The following is an 18,833-nucleotide window of genomic DNA, read 5'->3' on the forward strand; positions in this document are numbered from 1 at the left end:
TGAAAGGACTAGGTGACGTGACGTGATGACACATTCGCCGAAGGAAGGCAAAGCTAAAGAGCAACATGTACACGCGGTATTTGAAAATATCGCACCGAAATACGATGTGATGAACGATATCATAAGCTTCCGTCGCCACAAAGCATGGAGAACGTTCACGATGAAGAAGATGAACGTACAACGAGGTCAAACGGCTCTCGATTTATGCTGCGGTACTTGTGACTGGACGATCCAACTCGCACAAGCAACGGAAACGGGAGCTGTTTACGGTTTAGATTTTAGTGCGAATATGTTAGCTCACGGGAAGAACAAAGTAGACAAGCTAGGATTGGACAAGCAAATAACGCTTGTACAAGGTAATGCTATGGAACTTCCGTTTGAAGACAATACGTTTGATTATGTGACGATTGGATTCGGCTTGAGGAATGTGCCTGACTACATGCAGGTTATTCGTGAGATGCGTCGAGTCGTCAAACCAGGTGGAAAAGTCGTTTGTTTAGAGACTTCCAAGCCTTCTACGCAGCCCTTTAAAGGTATTTATAATCTTTACTTCCAGAAGTTTATGCCGATGTTAGGTAAATTGGTTGCGAAGCGATATGAACAATACCAGTGGCTGTCAGAATCCCAGGCTTCATTCCCTGACCATATACAATTGGCCCGTATGTTTGAGGAAGCGGGATTGGAGAGAGTTGAAGTGAAGCCATTCTTTATGGGTGTAGCTGCGCTTCATATGGGGACGAAGGGGAACGAGCATGTTTAATAAAATAAAAATAATTCTTGAAATGATCAAGTTCGAGCATACGCTTTTTGCACTGCCATTTGCGTTTATGGGCTCTATTCTAGGCGCGATGACCTTACAAAGCAGAATGCCGAGCTGGACAGAGATTGGTTGGGTTTTAGTTGCTATGATTGGCGCACGCAGTGCTGCTATGGCGTTGAATCGTGTTATTGATGCAGCGTACGATGCGAAAAATCCTCGTACAGCCAATCGAGCGATTCCAGCCGGATTGTTAAAGTTTGGTGAAGTAATCGTATTTACAATTGTTTCGTTTGGATTATTAATATGGGCAGCCTATGAGTTACAGCCATTATCCTTTGTATTATTACCTATTGCTGTGTTTATGCTCGTATTTTATTCGTTTACGAAGCGCTTTACTTGGCTCTGTCATGTTATTCTCGGGTTTACAATTGCACTTGCACCGCTTGGTGGCTGGGTTGCGGTAACGAATGTCATCGATTGGACAGCAATGGTCTTTTTCTTGACAGTTGCTTTTTGGACGGCAGGGTTTGATATTGTGTATGCATGTCAAGACTATGAATTCGACAAGAAGGCAGGCTTACACTCCATTCCTGTTCGATTTGGTATTGCAAGATCGCTTATGATTGCTCGAGGTTTTCATATTGTAACAGCAGTCGGGTTCATATCGTTAACGTTTATGACTGAGCTGAGCTGGTTGTATCTCATTGGTACATTAATTGCTGCAGGCTTGATGATTTATGAGCATCTTATCGTGAAGCCGAATGATTTGACACGCTTGAACACTGCATTTTTCACCATGAATGGTGTGCTCAGTGTCGTCGTGTTCGTGTTTAGTTTACTTGACTTGGTGGTGCTGCGTTCATGAGTAATCCTGAACGTTGGATCGTAGGCATTACAGGAGCAAGCGGCGCTATATATGGTGTACGTCTTGTTCAATCTTTGCTAGCTGCTGGTCACTTCGTTCATTTGCTCATTTCTGACGCTGGCTGGCGTGTACTTAAAGAAGAGCTGGACTGGCAAGTGACTAGAAGGCAAGAAGCCATCAAGGAAGCGTTCGGTGATGCTGCTGAACGAATTCAATATCATCCTATTCAAGATATTGGAGCAAGTATTGCGAGTGGATCGTTCCGCGTTAAAGGAATGATTATTATGCCGTGTTCGATGGGAACGCTGTCTGCCATTGCCCATGGAACATCAGATAATTTGATGGCACGTGCAGCTGATGTCATGATCAAGGAAGGAAGACCTCTCGTCTTAGTTCCTCGTGAAACGCCAATGCATGCCATACACCTTGAGAATATGCTTAAGCTGTCCCGATTAGGTGTGAAAATAGTCCCTGCAATGCCTGCCTTTTATTATCGTCCACAGACATTGGATGACATCGTAAACTTCCTTGTTGGAAAGGTATTAGACAGCTTGGACATTGATCATCAACTGTTTACAAGGTGGGGAGAGCCGAATGAGCATTCCGTTGAATCCACAGATGAGTACGATACGAATCGGCCAAATTGATTATACGAACGTTTGGCCCATTTTCTATCACTTTAGGCCTGAACAAACGTTGTCACCTGTCGAGCTTGTCCCTGCTGTTCCATCGACCTTGAATAAGGCGATGAAGGAAGGAAATATCGATATGGGTCCTATTTCAGCGTTTGCGTATGGCGTATCCAGTAAAGACTATGTGTTATTTCCTGATTTGTCGGTTAGTGCCTACGGGGCTGTTAATTCCATTTTGCTATTTTTGAATAAGCCATTGATAGAAGCGCTAGAAGGCACGATTGCATTGACTACGTCTTCTGCTACCTCCATTAATTTGTTCAAAATAATAGCTAAAAAGCGCTATGGCGCTCAACCGAACTATATTCCGATGGATCCCCAACTTGATCGAATGATGGAAAATGCTGATGCGGCATTATTGATAGGTGATCATGCGATTCGAGCTTATTGGGATAATGAACAACATGGTCGCTATCAGGTGTTGGATTTAGGGCAGATGTGGCAAGAATGGACAGGGCATTGGATGACATTCGCAGTCTGGGCTGTTCGCAAACAGGCACTCGTTAGTCATCCTTCTGACATTGGTCGCATCGTCGAAGCTTTTGAGCAAAGTAAGCAGAAAAGCATTCACAGCCCTGATCCCCTTATTCAAACGGCCGTACAAAGAGTCGGTGGTACGGAGCAGTTTTGGCGTCACTATTTTGCAAACTTGAACTATGATTTTGGTCCAAGACAGCAACAGGGGTTGCAGTTGTATTTTAAATATGCATATGAGCTAGGTCTTATTGATCATCATGTTCAACTTGATATATGGTCTGAAAATAAGGTTGGTTAGGTGACGGTATGAAATTGTGGGATATTTATGCAACTATGAAAAATGACGTGTCCTATATTGAGCGTGAATTGGAGCGTACTGTCGTATCTGATCATGAATTGCTTAATGAAACGACACTTCATTTATTAAAAGCAGGAGGCAAGCGAATACGGCCTGTATTTGTTTTGCTCTCTGGTAAGTTTGGCACATACGATTTGGAGCAACTCAAAAAAGTTGCTGTGCCGCTGGAATTGATTCATATGGCCTCCCTCGTGCATGATGATGTCATAGATGACGCGAATACACGTAGAGGCAGCATGACGGTTAAGTCAAAATGGGATAATCGCATTGCCATGTATACGGGTGACTTTATTTACGGGAAAGCATTAACTCTTGTAACGGAATTGAAAAATCCAGATATTCATCTTATCCTCTCTAAAGCAATGGTTGAGATGTGTCTAGGTGAAATGGAACAAATCCGTGATTTCTTTAACACGGGTCAGTCTGTTCGCCAGTATTTGCTGCGTATCCGTAGAAAGACGGCATTGCTAATCGCCATCAGTTGTCAACTGGGAGCTTTGGCAGCTGGTGCAGATCAAAATGTGAGCCGACTATTGTATCGCTATGGATACAACGTTGGGATGGCATTCCAAATTCGTGATGATGTGCTTGACTTGATTGGTACTGAATCACAGTTGGGCAAACCGCCGGGTAATGATATTTTACAAGGGAACATTACGCTTCCTGTCTTGTACGCACTGCAAGAACCTCGTTTGCAGGAACCATTGCTAAAGCACATTGACGAAATACGTTTGAACAATGGTCATTCGGATGCGACGAAAGCACTTGATTTAATTCGATATAGTAATGGAATTAAGATTGCGGAGCAGCTAGCAGATCGCTACATACAAAAGGCAATGGATGCACTCGCGGAACTGCCTAATCAACGGGCAAAGCGGAATTTAAAAGATATCGCACATTTCATCGCAAATCGAAATCACTAAAAATAGAGCTTATGCATTAGCATTACATTCGTTATGCTATAAATGCATAGGCTATATTTTTAGAAAAGGATGCGCTTACAAACAAAATCTGGTATAATTTTCTGTGTTGGACAACTTCACATAGGTATCAAGGAGTGAACGTATGGAACGCACATTCATCATGGTTAAGCCAGACGGCGTGCAGCGTGGCCTGATTGGTGAAATCGTAAGCCGATTTGAACGCAAGGGATTTAAATTAGCAGCAGGTAAGTTGATGATTATTGAGCGTGATCAAGCAGAGCGTCATTACGCCGAGCATGCAGAAAAGCCATTTTTCGGAGAATTGGTAGACTTCATCACTTCTGGTCCAGTGTTCGCGATGGTGTGGGAAGGTGACGATGTCATCTCGTTATCTCGACTTATGATTGGTAAGACGAAGGTTGCGGATGCATTGCCAGGAACGATTCGTGGTGATTATGCTGCGCATACGAACTTCAATCTTGTGCATGGTTCGGATGCACCTGAAAGTGCAGAGCGCGAGATTGCCAATATGTTCAATGATAGCGAGTTGCTTGGATATACTCGGTCAATTGAACCGTGGATTTAAGCTAAATAATGATGTTATACGGACAGGCATGACGAAATTTTTTCGTCGTGTCTTTTTTAATTGGTGCATAGTCCTTGCTAGTATGATATAAGTGAAGAAACAGTACATATGAAAAATGATGGGAGAAGCAGCAGATGGAGAGACCTACATACCAAGATCAGACAAAAGCAGATAAGTTGGCTGCGCTAGCAGATATTCCAACACGCACAATCGTATATTCTCAAGAAGAAGATGCTGATTATGCGATATTCATACAGCTAATTAAGCAGAAGACAGGAATTGATCTTTCCCAATACAAAGAAGCGCAGATGCGCCGTCGACTTACGACATTACGTGTAAAGAATGGTCACTCTACCTTCGAACAATTTGCGAATGCCATGAATGCAGACAAAAAGCTGTTTTATGAGTTTTTGGACCGTATGACGATCAACGTATCCGAATTTTGGCGGAATCCAAACCGTTGGGAAGTGTTGAAAGATCGCGTTCTTCCAGCATTAATGGCAGAAAGTAAACAGCTTCGTTGTTGGAGTGCTGCATGTTCAACGGGTGAAGAACCTTATACGCTTGCGATGATTCTTGATGATAAAAATTGTTTTAAGAACACAACTCTCTTTGCATCTGACATTGATGAAAATGCATTGCAGCGTGCAAAGGATGGTATTTATATCGAACGGGCATTAAAGGATGTTCCGCCTGCATTTCAACAAAAGTATTTCAAGCCAGATGGAGATATGTATCGCGTACATGAAATGTTGAAGCCGCATGTTCAATTTCGAAAGCAAAACTTATTGTTGGACAAGTTCGAAACGAATTTGGATCTGATTATTTGCCGCAACGTTATGATCTATTTTACGGAAGAAGCAAAACATGAACTTTATAAAAAGTTCTCCCAGGCGCTTCGACCAGGTGGAATTCTGTTTGTAGGCAGCACGGAACAAATCTTTAACCCAGCGCAATATGGCTTGGAAACACAAGAGACATTCTTCTATCGCAAATTGTAGTCAGAGTCTAGCAGAAATGTGAGGTATATCGTTCAAGTAGCAGTAATAAATTGCCTGCAATCCTTGATTCTCTAAGGCGGGAGCTTATTAAACGCGGTTGATGCTTTCTTGTCAAACGATGTCACCTATACTATAATGAGCAAAGAGTCTGAGATTTTAGCCATTCACAGCATCACAGCTTAAAGGAGGAACAGTAAATGAGTCTACGATTTTTGACAGCTGGTGAAACACACGGTCCGCAATTAACCGCTATTATAGAAGGTATGCCTAGTAATATGACTGTAGATTTTGAACAGCTTAATAATCATTTGCTACGTCGTCAAAAAGGCTACGGCCGTGGTCGTCGTATGCAAATTGAAACAGATACTGCACAAATCGTAGGTGGTGTTCGCCATGGTCGTACGACAGGTGCACCTATTGCACTTGTTGTTGAGAACAAGGATTGGAAGCATTGGACTTCCATTATGAACGTTGAGCCAATCGAGGGAACCGACGAAGAGAAGCGCCGCGTACACCGCCCACGTCCTGGACATGCGGATTTGAACGGTGGATTAAAATATAACTTGAAAGATTTGCGCAATGTATTGGAGCGCTCAAGTGCACGTGAGACTGCTGCAAGAGTAGCTTGTGGTGCTTTGGCTCGACAGCTCCTTGAGCAATTTGGTATCAAAATTGCGGGTCATGTTATTCGTATTGGAGAAATTGAGGCACCTCCAGTAGGAGATATTTCAATTGATGCATTAATCGAGCGTACAGAGCAGTCATCTGTGCGTGTCGTTGATGAAGAAACAGAAAAGAAAATGGAAGCTTACATCGATCAAATTAAAAAAGAGGGCGATTCTATCGGCGGCATTGTCGAGTGTATCGTCGAAGGGCTTCCTGTCGGATTAGGAAGTCATGTTCAATATGATCGTAAGTTGGATGGTCGAATTGCGCAAGGAGTAATGTCCATTAATGCTTTTAAAGGCGTTGAGATTGGAATCGGATTTGAAGCAGGTATTCTTCGCGGCTCACAGGTTCACGATGAGATTGAGCACGGGGAAAATGGATATACACGGGCATCGAATCGCTTAGGCGGTTTTGAAGGTGGCATGACAAATGGCATGCCTGTTGTTGTTCGCGGGGTAATGAAGCCGATACCAACCTTGTATAAGCCGTTGCGTAGTGTGGATATTGATACAAAAGAAGCGTTCACAGCACAAGTAGAGCGTTCAGATGCTTGCGCAGTGCCTGCTGCAAGTGTAGTGATGGAGCATGTCGTTGCTTGGGAAATAGCTAAAGCATTTCTTGAGAAGTTTGGTGGAGATTCCATGGAAGAAATTCGTGCCAACTACGAAAATTACTTGAATCAACTAGCACAGTACTAAGGTGATAGATATGGACACTAATCAATCTTTGGGATGTCGTGAACTTATCGTCTCTTTGGAGGATCGCTCCTATCCAATATGGATAGGGAGTGGTCTACTCCCTCGCTTAAGCGCATTACTGCTTGAACGTGGTATATCAAACGGGAGTCCGCTCTTGCTAGTATCCGACGAGCAGGTTGCTAAGCATCATCTAGCGACTGTACAACAAGCTTTGCAAGAAGGGGGCTATAATACTGTTGTACATATTGTTCCATCGGGAGAATCATCTAAATCTTTAACGCATTATGAAGCATGCATGACAACTGCTATCGAGGCGGGATTGGATCGGAAATCGACTGTACTTGCGCTTGGTGGCGGTGTAGTTGGAGATTTGGCAGGATTTGTTGCCGCTACATATATGAGAGGTGTTAAATTCATTCAACTTCCTACTACTATTTTAGCTCATGACAGCAGTGTAGGCGGTAAAGTAGCGGTTAATCATGCGTTGGCCAAAAATATGATCGGTGCTTTTCATCAGCCTGAGGCGGTCATTTTTGATTTGGAGACGCTTCATACGCTTCCAATTAGAGAAGTTCGTGCTGGTCTTGCTGAGATGATTAAGCATGGTCTGATCTGGGATGAAGCATTTTCGGATTGGTGCTTGGAACATGCGGATGATTTAGTTGCTCTAGACCAGGCGAAACTTGCATATGGCATTTATATGGGATGTAATGTTAAAGCGCAGGTCGTTTCTAAAGACGAGCGTGAACAAAACTTACGCGCAATTTTGAATTTAGGGCATACGATTGGCCATGCGCTTGAAGCAGTAGGCCAGTACGGTGAACTGCTTCACGGTGAGGCGATTTCTATTGGTATGGTGGGATCAGCGGAGTTGGCTGTGCTGCTGGGGGAAGATTCTCAGCTTGTCACATACACACGTCGCATATTGGAGGCATTCGGATTGCCTACATCCATCCCGTCACATTATGATACAGATGCTATCCTGTCAGCTATGATGCACGATAAGAAATTCAGCGGTGGCAGAACGACATTTGTTATTCCAACCGCGGTGGGCCAAGTAGATATTAGACATGATATATCTATTGAGCTTGTGCGCAGTGTAGTGGATAAATTGAAAGGAGAGTCGGCTTAACCATGTGGGTGAGAGGAATACGTGGAGCAACAACCGTGCAAGCAAATGATGCGGATGAGATTTTACAAGCGACATCAGAACTGCTTGATGAAATCGTTCAGCGTAATGGTGTCGAGCCAGAATCTATTGCTAGTGTCTGGATTACAATGACTGAAGATTTAAATGCAACGTTCCCAGCTCGTGCTATTCGTACATTACCGAATTGGGAACTTGTCCCTATTATGTGTGCGTTGGAAATACCGGTTGAGGGTAGTTTGCCTAAATGTATACGATTGCTGGTTCATATTAATACTGATAAATCACAAAAGGCTATCCAGCATGTATATTTAAAGGAGTCGGCACAACTGCGTCCTGATTTGGCAGGACCTGCTTCGTAATGAAGTGGCTATAGGCATGTGAGTAGGTCATTGACGACTTCCACATGCTAGTGTATAGTTGGCATTAGCAGAGTTGAGCATAGTGTAGTTGAGATGAGATTAGATGAGTAGAGTTGAGTATAAGCGTGTTATTGGCTATCAGATTTAGATGGAGATAAGAAGTATTTACAATGCTATGTATCCTTAGTCTTGTTGTATAACAAGAGTGATGCATTCATTGGCATACCTTCTATACGTCCATACTTATGTGTGCATAGGTGGTGTATTGGCTTTATGCCTTTATTCAATCTACCTTGCATCCTGATAACAACACCTTTTATTTCTTCAATATTATCATCGCGTTCAACACACCTCTGCGGAAGCAGAGGTTTTTTTGTTGTTGAACAGCTATCTCTCCCTATCCATGCAAGTATGGGAAAGGAGTGTGCGCGATGATTCCTCCAATGATCGAACTAAGGAATGATCCCACGAGTTCAATATCTTCTCTTTTTCGTTTCTCACGTATACCGAGTTTACCAATAGAAGATTGGCGAACGTCATACCGTTTAGCTCGCTAACAAGAAGCTATTCATTAAGGTTCAATTAGGAAACTAGCAATGAACATCTCTTCACAAACGAACTGAGATAGTAAGGCTAATACAGTTACTAATAGAAACAAGAAACGAAAAGGAGAGGATCATATGACAAACGATTATCGTGTAAAAGAAGCTTTAAGTAAGTTGCTGAGCGGAGATAGCCTATCAAGGGAAGAAGCTCGGCATGTAATGGAAGATATTATGCGTGGTGATGTAACGCCTGCTCAAATCGGAGCGTTACTTGCTGGTCTTCGTCTAAAAGGCGAAACGGTAGATGAGATAACAGGGTTGGCAGAAGGAATGCGAAATGCTGCGAAGCAGGTGAACACATCCCGTGAACAATTGCTTGATACATGTGGTACTGGAGGCTCCGGCATTCATAAGCTCAACGTATCGACAGTATCCGCTATTATTGCGGCGTCCTCATCTGTTCGTGTAGCTAAACATGGCAATCGATCGGCTTCCAGTCGTTCAGGCAGTGCAGATGTGTTGGAAGCACTGGGTGTGAATATCCATTTATCCAGTGAGAATGCTGCAGAATGTTTGGATCGGATTGGGATATGCTTTATGTTTGCGCAAATGTTCCATCCTGCAATGAAATATGCAGCAGCGCCTCGTAGAGAGCTTGGCATACGTACCGTATTTAATATGCTTGGCCCCTTGACGAATCCAGCTGGAGCAGATCGCCAACTGCTTGGCATTTATGACAAAACGAAAACGGAAACTGTCGCAGCTGTTCTGCGCGAACTTGGTTTGAAGCGGGCTATGGTTGTATCCAGTCTCGATGGGTTAGACGAGATTAGCTTGTCTGCACCCACTCGTATTAGTGAACTGCGAAATGGAGACCTGCGCACGTATGAACTTACCCCTGAAGATATGGGCTTACGAACGCAGTCGTTGAGTGACGTACTTGGCGGCGAAGCGTCTGACAATGCAAAAATTATATTGAACATTTTAAAAGGCGAACGCGGGGCGCATCGGGATATCGTACTTGCAAACGCAGGTGCTTGCATTTATGTATCCGGTCAAGCTGATTCCATACGCGAAGGGGTACAAATTGCTGCTGATATGATAGATACTGGAAAGGCACATAGTAAGCTGCAACAATTGATAGAGACAACTGGAGGGATGAGTCATGTTTCTTAATCGTATTGTAGAAACGAAGCAGTCAGAAGTTGAGCAACTGCAGAAGACCTTGAATGTTGCTCAAGCGGAAGCAGATATTTCAAGGTTCATGCCAGTGCGATCACTAAGAAAAGCGATTACGGCGAATCGTAATCGTGGAGTGGGATTAATAGCAGAAGTAAAAAAAGCATCCCCTTCTAAAGGGATTATTCGAGAGCATTTTAATCCAGTAGAGATTGCGCAAAGCTACGTTCATGCGGGTGCTGACGCATTATCTGTGTTGACCGATGTTTCCTACTTCCAGGGTGGAATCGATATATTTAAGCAAGTTCGCTCGCAAGTTGATGTTCCTATGTTGCGCAAAGATTTTATTATAAGTCGCGAGCAGTTGCTTGAAGCAAGATTAATTGGGGCGGACGCTGTATTGCTCATTGCTGCTATTTTGGATGATGCGCAGCTTAAGGAATTATTTGAGCAAAGCAGAGAATTAGGAATGGAAGCATTAATCGAAGTACATGAAGAAAGTGAACTGCTTCGTGTATTGAAATTGGAGCATGTTGAGCTGATTGGCATTAACAACCGCAATTTGCACACCTTTGTTACAGACTTGGCTCAAACCGATCAATTACGTAAATTGGTTCCTAGCCACTGCACATTAGTGAGTGAGAGTGGTATCCACTTGCCTGAACATATTGCTCATTTATATGAGTCCAGTGTCGATGCAGTGCTTATCGGTGAGCATTTTATGCGAAACGACGACATTGGTGAGGCTGTTAACAAGCTGATGCAACCCGTTGAGCAGGCTTCTTCTGCTTCAGGAAGTGTGAGTTCATGAACGTTAAAATATGCGGGATGACGTCTTTAGAAATGACAAGAGACGTCATCGCATACAATCCTGACCATATCGGATTTGTATTTGCGAAAAGTCGCAGGCAAGTGAGTCCAGATGCCGTACAATGGATACTCAATCAGTTACAAGAGGAACAAGTTCGCATTCCTCATACGGTCGGTGTATTCGCGCACGTGGATACTGAACTTTTGAAGCCAGTTATTCAGTCCTGTACAGTGCAGGCGTTGCAATTTCATGCCAACGATCAGCTGGACAAATGTCGATGGGTGAAAGAAAATAGTAACATGAACGTTTGGCTAACATTGCCAATATCTAACGTTGATAGAATAGATTTTGAAGATGAATTGAATCATCAGTTTGAACGCTTATCTACAGCAGCTCCATACATTGACTTATTGCTGCTTGACACTCATGATCCGGTTCAGGGTGGAGGCTCGGGGAAAGTGTTTCAGTGGGATGTGATCCCGTATTATCAATCCCGTGCTAAACAAATAGGTGTGCCGTTGTATGTTGCTGGCGGACTGAATCCTGACAACATTAACAGTTTGCTATCACGCTATGAGCTTGATGGCGTAGACGTTTCCAGTGGCGTCGAAACAGATGGAAGCAAAGACATGAGCAAAGTAGATACATTTATAGGAAGGGTGAGACAACATGTCCGTACAAGAAGAAGTTTACCGTTATCCTGATGCGAACGGGCGTTATGGCCAGTTTGGCGGAAAATATGTCCCTGAAACGTTGATGAATGCTTTAATCGAGCTTGAGCAAGCTTATGAAACTTACCGGCACGATGAGCAGTTTCAGATAGAGTACAAGCAGCTGCTGCAAAGCTATTCAGGCCGTCCGACATCTCTTTATTATGCAGAGCGCATGACGAAGGAGCTCGGTGGAGCAAAAATTTATTTAAAACGTGAAGATTTGAACCATACAGGTGCTCACAAAATAAATAACACCATTGGTCAGGCATTACTTGCCAAGCGGATGGGCAAGAAGAAGGTGATTGCGGAGACTGGGGCTGGTCAGCATGGCGTAGCTACAGCTACCGTTTGTGCGTTGCTTGGATTAGAATGCAAAGTATTTATGGGCGAGGAAGATATGAGACGTCAACGTCTTAATGTTTTCCGTATGGAGCTGCTTGGTGCGGAGGTCGTACCCGTCATTTCCGGTACAAGAACATTGAAGGATGCTGGAAATGAAGCATTGCGTTATTGGGTTTCTAATGTGATGGATACTTTCTATATTTTAGGTTCTGTAGTAGGGCCTCATCCTTATCCGATGATCGTTCGTGACTTTCAACGTATTATCGGGGATGAGACGAAAAGGCAAATACAAGAACTAGAAGGAAGATTGCCGGATGTATGCGTTGCTGCTGTTGGCGGTGGAAGCAATGCGATGGGGATGTTCTATCCATTTATTAATGATCTTAGTGTGAATCTCGTAGGTGTGGAAGCTGCTGGTCGAGGTGTCGATACGAAAGAGCATGCGGCTACAATGACTTTGGGTACACCAGGTGTGTTTCAGGGTTCGTTAAGCTATTTGTTACAGGATGAGTTTGGTCAAGTGCAGCCAGCTCACTCCATTTCTGCGGGGCTTGATTATCCAGGCGTAGGGCCAGAACATGCTCACTTGAATGCATCCGGCAGAGCAACATACGCACCGATTACAGATAAAGAAGCACTAGATGCCCTTCAATTTATGTGTCGTACAGAAGGAATTATTCCTGCGTTGGAGTCCTCTCATGCCGTAGCCCAAGCGATAAAGATCGCTCCTACGATGAAGCAAGATGAGTTGTTAGTAATCTGCTTATCAGGTCGTGGGGATAAGGATGTGGGTACGATCATGGAAGTACTAGGGGGGAATAAACATGAATAATGCCGTCATGAATCGTATGGATGCAGCATTCGAAAAGTTAAAGTCAGAAGGGAAATCTGCCCTTATTCCATTTATTACAGTTGGAGATCCTCATATCGATATTACGTTAGAGCTGTTGCTAGGAATGGAACGGTCAGGGGCGGATATTATTGAGTTAGGCGTCCCTTATTCAGATCCGCTTGCTGATGGGCCTGTTATCGAACGTGCTTCAGCCCGTGCGCTGCAAAATCATATTACGATTCGAGATAGTTTACAGGTAGCGAAAAAAGCTAGGGAGCGCGGTGCGTCCATACCTTACGTTCTGTTCACTTACTACAATCCTGTACTCCAATATGGGGCGGAGAAATTATTTAATGAAATGGTAGACTCCGAAATAAGCGGCATTATTATACCTGATTTGCCTCTTGAAGAGAGTACGCCTATTCGTGAAATAGCAGATCGTTACTCGATTCATCTTGTGCCGCTAGTCGCACCAACCTCGAAGGAGCGGGTCAAACAAATCGCACAGCATGCCCGAGGTTTTATTTATTGTGTGTCCTCCTTAGGTGTTACAGGGGTTCGGAGTTCATTTGCTGCGAATATAGAAGATTTTTTGGATGAAGTCCGTACAGCTTCCGATCTGCCTATCGCGATCGGATTTGGTATCTCGAATGCAGAGCATGTACGTAGATTCTCTTCGCAATGTGATGGAGTTGTGGTTGGCAGTGCGATTGTTCGTCGAATCGAAGAGGCGTTGCCATTGCTACAATCACCACAGACAGCGCAAGATGGGGTATTGCAAATTTGCAAGTTTGTGAGAGAATTAAAATCATAACTTTAGCAAGTTGATACCCTGAAGTGGAGAGGTGTGATTGGATGCGTATCAGAACGAAAGACATCGTCGCGAAGCTTCCTGTCTATCAGCCTGGTTTATCTGCTGAGGATGTGAAGCGTGAATACGGAATTGATAACGTCGTTAAGCTAGCATCCAACGAAAATCCGTACGGTTGCTCGGTCCAAGTTAAACAGGCGCTCGAAGAAGAAATAAGTAAGCTGAGTCTATATCCCGATGGAGCTTCACTTAAGCTGAAACAGGCAGTAGCAGAACAGTTGCAAGTTAGCAGCAATCAGCTTATATTTGGAGCGGGTTCTGATGACGTTATACTCATGATTTGTCGTGCGTTTCTAACTGCGAATGATGAGTCTATTGCCGCAGATCAAACTTTTCCTCAGTATAAGCATAATGCTGAGATTGAGGGAGCTCGTACCATTGAAGTTCCATTAAAGGAAGGCAAACATGATTTAGAAGGTATGCTCGCTGCTATTACAGAGCGAACGAAAGTAGTGTGGATATGCAGCCCTAACAATCCAACGGGAACGATAGTTACAAAAGATCAGCTTATTGCGTTCATGGATCGGGTTCCTTCACATGTGCTAGTTGCTCTGGATGAAGCGTATTGTGAATATGTGACGGATGCAAGCTATCCTAATTCAATTGAACTCATTACGAATTATCCAAACCTTGTTGCACTCCGTACATTTTCTAAAATTCATGGCTTAGCGTCATTACGGCTTGGCTATGGTATAGGCCATCCTGAGGTGATTCGCTCTATTAATCAAGTCAGAGAGCCATTTAATACGTCGCGCTTTGCACAAGCAGCAGGGATAGCTGCGATTCAAGATCAGGAATATGTAACACACTGCAAGCAACGGAATGCGGAAGGTCTAGGGTATTTACAAGAGCAGTGTGAGAGGTTAGAATTACGTACAATGCCAGCACACGGTAATTTTATTATGATCGAAGTTCCGATGCTTGGTAAGGTCATGTTCGAACAGTTGGTTTCCAAAGGGATTATCGTCCGAGCAGGATTCCGTCATTATCCGAATGCTATTCGTGTCACGGTAGGTAGTCGTGAGCAGAATAATGCATTTATTCAAGCTATAGAACAAATTTTATTAGAATGTAAGGTGGACCTATGACTACGACTACAAAGATTGCAATTCTTGGAGTGGGCCTCATCGGAGGCTCGCTTGCATTATGTTTTAAAGGTAAGTCAGGGCTTCATGTAATTGGATATTCGCCTAGAACTGCATCAGCTGAGAAATATGTGGAGCGCGGTGTTGTTGATGAAGCAACGACGGATCTTGAAGAAGCAGTAAAAGATGCGAACTATATATTTATTTGTTCTCCCGTAGGCATGCTAGAGGATACTCTTTTTCAACTAAATGCTTTAACGCTTAGACGCGGTTGTGTCATTACGGATGTTGGCAGTACAAAGGCATCTGTTACAGCGTGTGCGAGTAAGCTAAATTGGAATGAAGTTTATTTTGTTGGTGGTCATCCGATGGCAGGATCTGAGCGTTCTGGTGTGGAAGCAGCTTCCGTATTGTTGTTCGAGAATGCATATTATGTATTGACTCCTACAAACGATTGTCCGGAAAGTGTTATTCATGAACTTCGTCAATTGCTCCATCATACACGAGCTCATATTATCCAAATGAATGCAGAAGAGCATGATCGTGTTGTTGGAGCGATTAGTCATCTGCCTCACATTGTGGCGACTGCTTTAGTCAACCAAGTACGCCAGTACAATGATTCTAATGAGCTGCATCTCGTACTTGCAGCTGGCGGGTTCCGTGACATTACTCGCATCGCATCCAGTGATCCTACTGTCTGGCGAGATATTTTGATTAATAATCGGCAAGTAATGCTTGATTTGCTTCAAGATTGGCAGGATAAAGTCGAGGAATGGAAAGATGTATTGCTGCGTGAAGATGGCGAATGGATTGAAGAGTCATTCCGTCTCTCAGGAGATTTTCGCAATCAAATGCCTGAACGACGTAAAGGGGCTATCCATGCACTTTATGATGTATATATGGACATACCTGATACCCCTGGTGTTATTGGTCGTATTGCAACCCAACTGGGACAAGAGGAGATTAATCTTAGCAATCTTCAAATTATTGAAAGTAGAGAAGATGTCCCAGGCGTACTGCGACTTTCATTCCGAGAAGAGCGGAACTGGGAGCGTGCGCAGGTGTGCCTGCGAGCATTAGGATATGAAGTATACGTATAGTAAAAAAGCCCTTGTGAAAGGGCTTTTTTACGTGGAAACGGAAAAATTTGATAAGAGATGAAATTTTTTCGGTAGAAGTTATTGACAGAATGAAAACGTATACATTATACTATAACTACAGTATGGTTTCTCTCCACTCCTATCCAAATATGCACTTTGTGCAACCACTCCATTATGGAGTGGTTCTTTTTTTGTCTTGATCTAGATTGAACGATTCTGGACTTATGTGGCATTCGAGATGCATGAGAAACATAATGTACCCAATGGTCGTAGTGTCATTAGAAAACAGTATGTGATTCAATGTAATTAACATCTTTAAGCTAATGATGTGAGGTTATTGAGGATAAACTCGGAATCATTTTTCTTAAATTATTGTGCAAGTCTACAAAGGCAGCAACGGATAAAAGCTTAAAGAAACATTAATTACCATGCTTGTAATTCTCCAATTTTGTACTACTGATGTATAATATGTGTTAATATGTAAGGCGCGGAACCGCTTCATTACGAAGAGGTTCTTTTTTGTGCAAATGTTCAACCTTAAAAGAATCTTAAGAAAAATTAACATTACGCACGTATGTCTTATGCTAAAATAGCAATGTAGTAAACAAAGATGTAAAATCATAGGATTTATTGTCGTATTGTTGGAAATTGACTATTCGTTTTTTAAATATAAGTAGTATCCGATTCGCAACTTTTTATTGTTCTGTGATGTATAATATCCTTAAAGGTAGCGCATCGGGGACGAAATGGAAAGCAAGGAGGACCGCAATCCATGACTGACTCCCTAATTATCCGTGAAATCAAAGAAGGAAATACTGACTTGTATGCGGATTTGATGAATCGTTATCACCGTAAAGTTTTAGCTTTTATTTATCACATGCTTCGTAATTCTCAGTTGGAATTACTTGCAGAGGACTTGTGTGCAGAGACATTCTATAAGGCATACCGCAGCTTACATACGTTTAGAGAAGCAGAGGCATCGTTCTCTACATGGCTCTATACGATAGCTCGTAATACGGTGTTAAGTGAGCTTCGTAAGCAACGAAGCCTTCAAGTATCACTTGATGAAGATAATAGCATCGTACCTGAAGCACCTAGGGAACTTACACCTGAATATACAGCTCTTCGTAATGAGAAGGTACAGCTCGTTAGGGAAGCGATTAACAATTTGCCTGAGAAGCAGCGTTCTGCCATCATCCTGCGTGAATATGACCAACTGGATTACCAAGAGATAGCTAATGAGCTAGGACAGACGGTAAGCTCAGTAAAATCATTGTTGTTCCGGGCTCGTACAAGTATTAAATGTCAAATGGAAGGATACATAACTGACCCGGGATTGAAGGGATGAACGGAAAATGAAATGTGCGGAAGCGCTCGAATGGATATCGGTTTACAGCGATATGCCAGAAGACGATCCGCAACGTCTTAGCATTCAAGGTCATTTGTCAGTTTGTGAAGGCTGTGCGGAAGAGTATCAGATTTGGGCGGCGAGTGAGGCATGGACTGATGACTTAGTAGAGTCAAGCTTAGCAGAGGCAGAGATGAACGGGCCTATTACGTTTGACTCCTCTCTCGTGATGGACCGCATATACAGTGAACAAGAATGGCTTATGCCGGTCCATAGACGTTCTCATGTGATGTCGCTTAAGATGCGTAACATTTTAGTTGGGGTAATGTCATTTTGTATTGTTGTATTTATGAGCAGTCTGGTTGTGATGGCTGTTTACCCAAACAAAGCGGAAACGGATCCATCTGATCAGAGTGGCATTATACCAACCGCAATAGCAGGCAGTAATTCATCGGAATTGGACATCACAATTGGGGATGTTCCTTATTCTGAAACGAGTGAACCGCTAATTCTACAAGTTGTCCCAACAATTCCAGAGTACTGGATTGTTTATTCCCTTGTGGGGATCATCATTGCCTCCTTGCTGTATCATTATTTAGCGCGTATCAGGCGTTAATGTGGTAAGATGATGCTATCATTTTGAACAGGCAGGAGAATCTAATGAATAGACAACAAATAGGATTAGTAAGGCATGGACAGACTGATTGGAATGCGTTAGGTCGTATTCAGGGTCAGACCGATATTCCACTTAATGATATCGGTAGAGATCAGGCGATGAAGCTTGCTGCACGTTTGTTGCACGAGCCTTATCGCTTTGATGCCGTTATCTCAAGTGGTCTGCAACGTGCTGAAGAAACAGCTGCTATCATTGCATCACACCTGGCGATTCCGTTATTGGAGCCGCATGCAGGTTTACTGGAGAGAGCATTTGGACTCGCGGAAGGAACCACACTAGAAGAAAGAACTTCTAGATGGGGAGTGGACTGGAAAGCTCAAGATGTTGGTCAAGAGACAGATCGTGCTATTAGGTTGAGAGCGGTAGAAGCTGTGAACTTTATTGCTAATCAATGGCCAGAGCGCAATATACTCATAATTAGTCACGGAAGCTGGTTGGCTCAGCTGTTCTATACTTGGTTCGGAGAAGAATGTACGAGTCATATCGGAAACTTGTCATTTACGGTCGTTGAGAGACATGAGCAGAATTGGGAAGCTTTGCTGCTGAACTGTTCTCGTCATATGGCAGAGACGACTTTTGAGGTATCGCAAAAGGTGCGATAAATTGAATAATGTTTGTGAGTTTTTATGAGTTGGTTGTTCCACAGGCTGTTTAACAGCGTTGGAACAACCTTTTTTTATTTTGTGAAAACGTAACTTTGTGGAGAACCTTCAGTTGTTCATCTCTGTTTATCATATTTTTTTCTGATCATTCGTATAAACGAGCAGAATTGTCCAATAATGGATTCTAGACA

The 18,833-nt window shown here is 43.2% G+C and carries 20 protein-coding genes; all 20 read left to right on the forward strand.

The window, feature by feature from the left end; translation table 11 throughout:
* Positions 1 to 25 precede the first annotated feature (25 nt).
* The 20 genes from FPZ44_RS07360 (at position 26) to FPZ44_RS07455 (ending at position 18,642) form a co-directional block, all read left to right on the forward strand.
* Positions 26 to 760, forward strand: a complete 735-nt coding sequence (locus FPZ44_RS07360) for a demethylmenaquinone methyltransferase (protein ID WP_144988779.1) — start codon at positions 26 to 28, stop codon at positions 758 to 760.
* On the forward strand, positions 753 to 1,625 hold the full coding sequence (locus FPZ44_RS07365) for a UbiA-like polyprenyltransferase (RefSeq protein ID WP_144988781.1): 873 nt from the start codon (positions 753 to 755) through the stop codon (positions 1,623 to 1,625). Before FPZ44_RS07360 ends, FPZ44_RS07365 begins: the two co-directional genes overlap by 8 nt.
* On the forward strand, positions 1,622 to 2,272 hold the full coding sequence (locus FPZ44_RS07370) for a UbiX family flavin prenyltransferase (RefSeq protein ID WP_144988783.1): 651 nt from the start codon (positions 1,622 to 1,624) through the stop codon (positions 2,270 to 2,272). Before FPZ44_RS07365 ends, FPZ44_RS07370 begins: the two co-directional genes overlap by 4 nt.
* Positions 2,220 to 3,092: a menaquinone biosynthetic enzyme MqnA/MqnD family protein gene (locus FPZ44_RS07375; protein ID WP_186785948.1), complete on the forward strand. Its 873-nt coding sequence runs from the start codon at positions 2,220 to 2,222 to the stop codon at positions 3,090 to 3,092. Before FPZ44_RS07370 ends, FPZ44_RS07375 begins: the two co-directional genes overlap by 53 nt.
* Before the next feature lie 8 nt (positions 3,093 to 3,100).
* Positions 3,101 to 4,075, forward strand: coding sequence for a heptaprenyl diphosphate synthase component II (gene hepT, locus FPZ44_RS07380; protein WP_144988785.1), 975 nt, complete (start codon positions 3,101 to 3,103; stop codon positions 4,073 to 4,075).
* Positions 4,076 to 4,217: 142 nt separating this feature from the next.
* Positions 4,218 to 4,661, forward strand: a complete 444-nt coding sequence (gene ndk / locus FPZ44_RS07385) for a nucleoside-diphosphate kinase (protein WP_144988787.1) — start codon at positions 4,218 to 4,220, stop codon at positions 4,659 to 4,661.
* A 134-nt stretch (positions 4,662 to 4,795) separates the two neighbouring features.
* Positions 4,796 to 5,662: a CheR family methyltransferase gene (locus FPZ44_RS07390; RefSeq protein WP_144988789.1), complete on the forward strand. Its 867-nt coding sequence runs from the start codon at positions 4,796 to 4,798 to the stop codon at positions 5,660 to 5,662.
* Positions 5,663 to 5,859: 197 nt separating this feature from the next.
* Positions 5,860 to 7,029, forward strand: a complete 1,170-nt coding sequence (aroC, locus tag FPZ44_RS07395; protein WP_144988791.1) for a chorismate synthase — start codon at positions 5,860 to 5,862, stop codon at positions 7,027 to 7,029.
* Positions 7,030 to 7,039: 10 nt separating this feature from the next.
* Entirely contained in the window at positions 7,040 to 8,161 is a 1,122-nt protein-coding gene (gene aroB, locus FPZ44_RS07400; protein ID WP_144988794.1) for a 3-dehydroquinate synthase, read from the forward strand.
* A 2-nt stretch (positions 8,162 to 8,163) separates the two neighbouring features.
* Positions 8,164 to 8,538, forward strand: coding sequence for a chorismate mutase (gene aroH, locus FPZ44_RS07405; RefSeq protein WP_144988796.1), 375 nt, complete (start codon positions 8,164 to 8,166; stop codon positions 8,536 to 8,538).
* A 680-nt stretch (positions 8,539 to 9,218) separates the two neighbouring features.
* Complete coding sequence (gene trpD, locus FPZ44_RS07410) at positions 9,219 to 10,259, forward strand: anthranilate phosphoribosyltransferase (protein ID WP_144988799.1); 1,041 nt, start codon at positions 9,219 to 9,221, stop codon at positions 10,257 to 10,259.
* Positions 10,249 to 11,073, forward strand: coding sequence for an indole-3-glycerol phosphate synthase TrpC (gene trpC, locus FPZ44_RS07415; RefSeq protein WP_144988801.1), 825 nt, complete (start codon positions 10,249 to 10,251; stop codon positions 11,071 to 11,073). The genes trpD and trpC overlap by 11 nt, the downstream gene beginning before the upstream one ends.
* On the forward strand, positions 11,070 to 11,777 hold the full coding sequence (locus FPZ44_RS07420) for a phosphoribosylanthranilate isomerase (RefSeq protein ID WP_144988804.1): 708 nt from the start codon (positions 11,070 to 11,072) through the stop codon (positions 11,775 to 11,777). The genes trpC and FPZ44_RS07420 overlap by 4 nt, the downstream gene beginning before the upstream one ends.
* On the forward strand, positions 11,743 to 12,960 hold the full coding sequence (gene trpB / locus FPZ44_RS07425; RefSeq protein WP_144988806.1) for a tryptophan synthase subunit beta: 1,218 nt from the start codon (positions 11,743 to 11,745) through the stop codon (positions 12,958 to 12,960). Before FPZ44_RS07420 ends, trpB begins: the two co-directional genes overlap by 35 nt.
* Complete coding sequence (trpA, locus tag FPZ44_RS07430; protein ID WP_261378241.1) at positions 12,953 to 13,774, forward strand: tryptophan synthase subunit alpha; 822 nt, start codon at positions 12,953 to 12,955, stop codon at positions 13,772 to 13,774. The genes trpB and trpA overlap by 8 nt, the downstream gene beginning before the upstream one ends.
* A gap of 47 nt (positions 13,775 to 13,821) precedes the next feature.
* Positions 13,822 to 14,919: a histidinol-phosphate transaminase gene (gene hisC / locus FPZ44_RS07435; RefSeq protein WP_418789168.1), complete on the forward strand. Its 1,098-nt coding sequence runs from the start codon at positions 13,822 to 13,824 to the stop codon at positions 14,917 to 14,919.
* On the forward strand, positions 14,916 to 16,016 hold the full coding sequence (locus tag FPZ44_RS07440; protein ID WP_144988811.1) for a prephenate dehydrogenase: 1,101 nt from the start codon (positions 14,916 to 14,918) through the stop codon (positions 16,014 to 16,016). Before hisC ends, FPZ44_RS07440 begins: the two co-directional genes overlap by 4 nt.
* A 772-nt stretch (positions 16,017 to 16,788) precedes the next feature.
* Entirely contained in the window at positions 16,789 to 17,364 is a 576-nt protein-coding gene (locus FPZ44_RS07445; protein ID WP_144988814.1) for an RNA polymerase sigma factor, read from the forward strand.
* A gap of 7 nt (positions 17,365 to 17,371) precedes the next feature.
* Positions 17,372 to 17,980, forward strand: coding sequence for an anti-sigma factor (locus FPZ44_RS07450; protein ID WP_144988816.1), 609 nt, complete (start codon positions 17,372 to 17,374; stop codon positions 17,978 to 17,980).
* 44 nt (positions 17,981 to 18,024) lie between these two features.
* A complete protein-coding gene (locus FPZ44_RS07455; protein ID WP_144988818.1) occupies positions 18,025 to 18,642 on the forward strand; it encodes a histidine phosphatase family protein in 618 nt (205 codons plus the stop codon).
* Positions 18,643 to 18,833 lie beyond the last annotated feature (191 nt).

The organism is Paenibacillus agilis, from assembly GCF_007786455.1.
Lineage (GTDB): Bacteria > Bacillota > Bacilli > Paenibacillales > Paenibacillaceae > Paenibacillus_B > Paenibacillus_B agilis.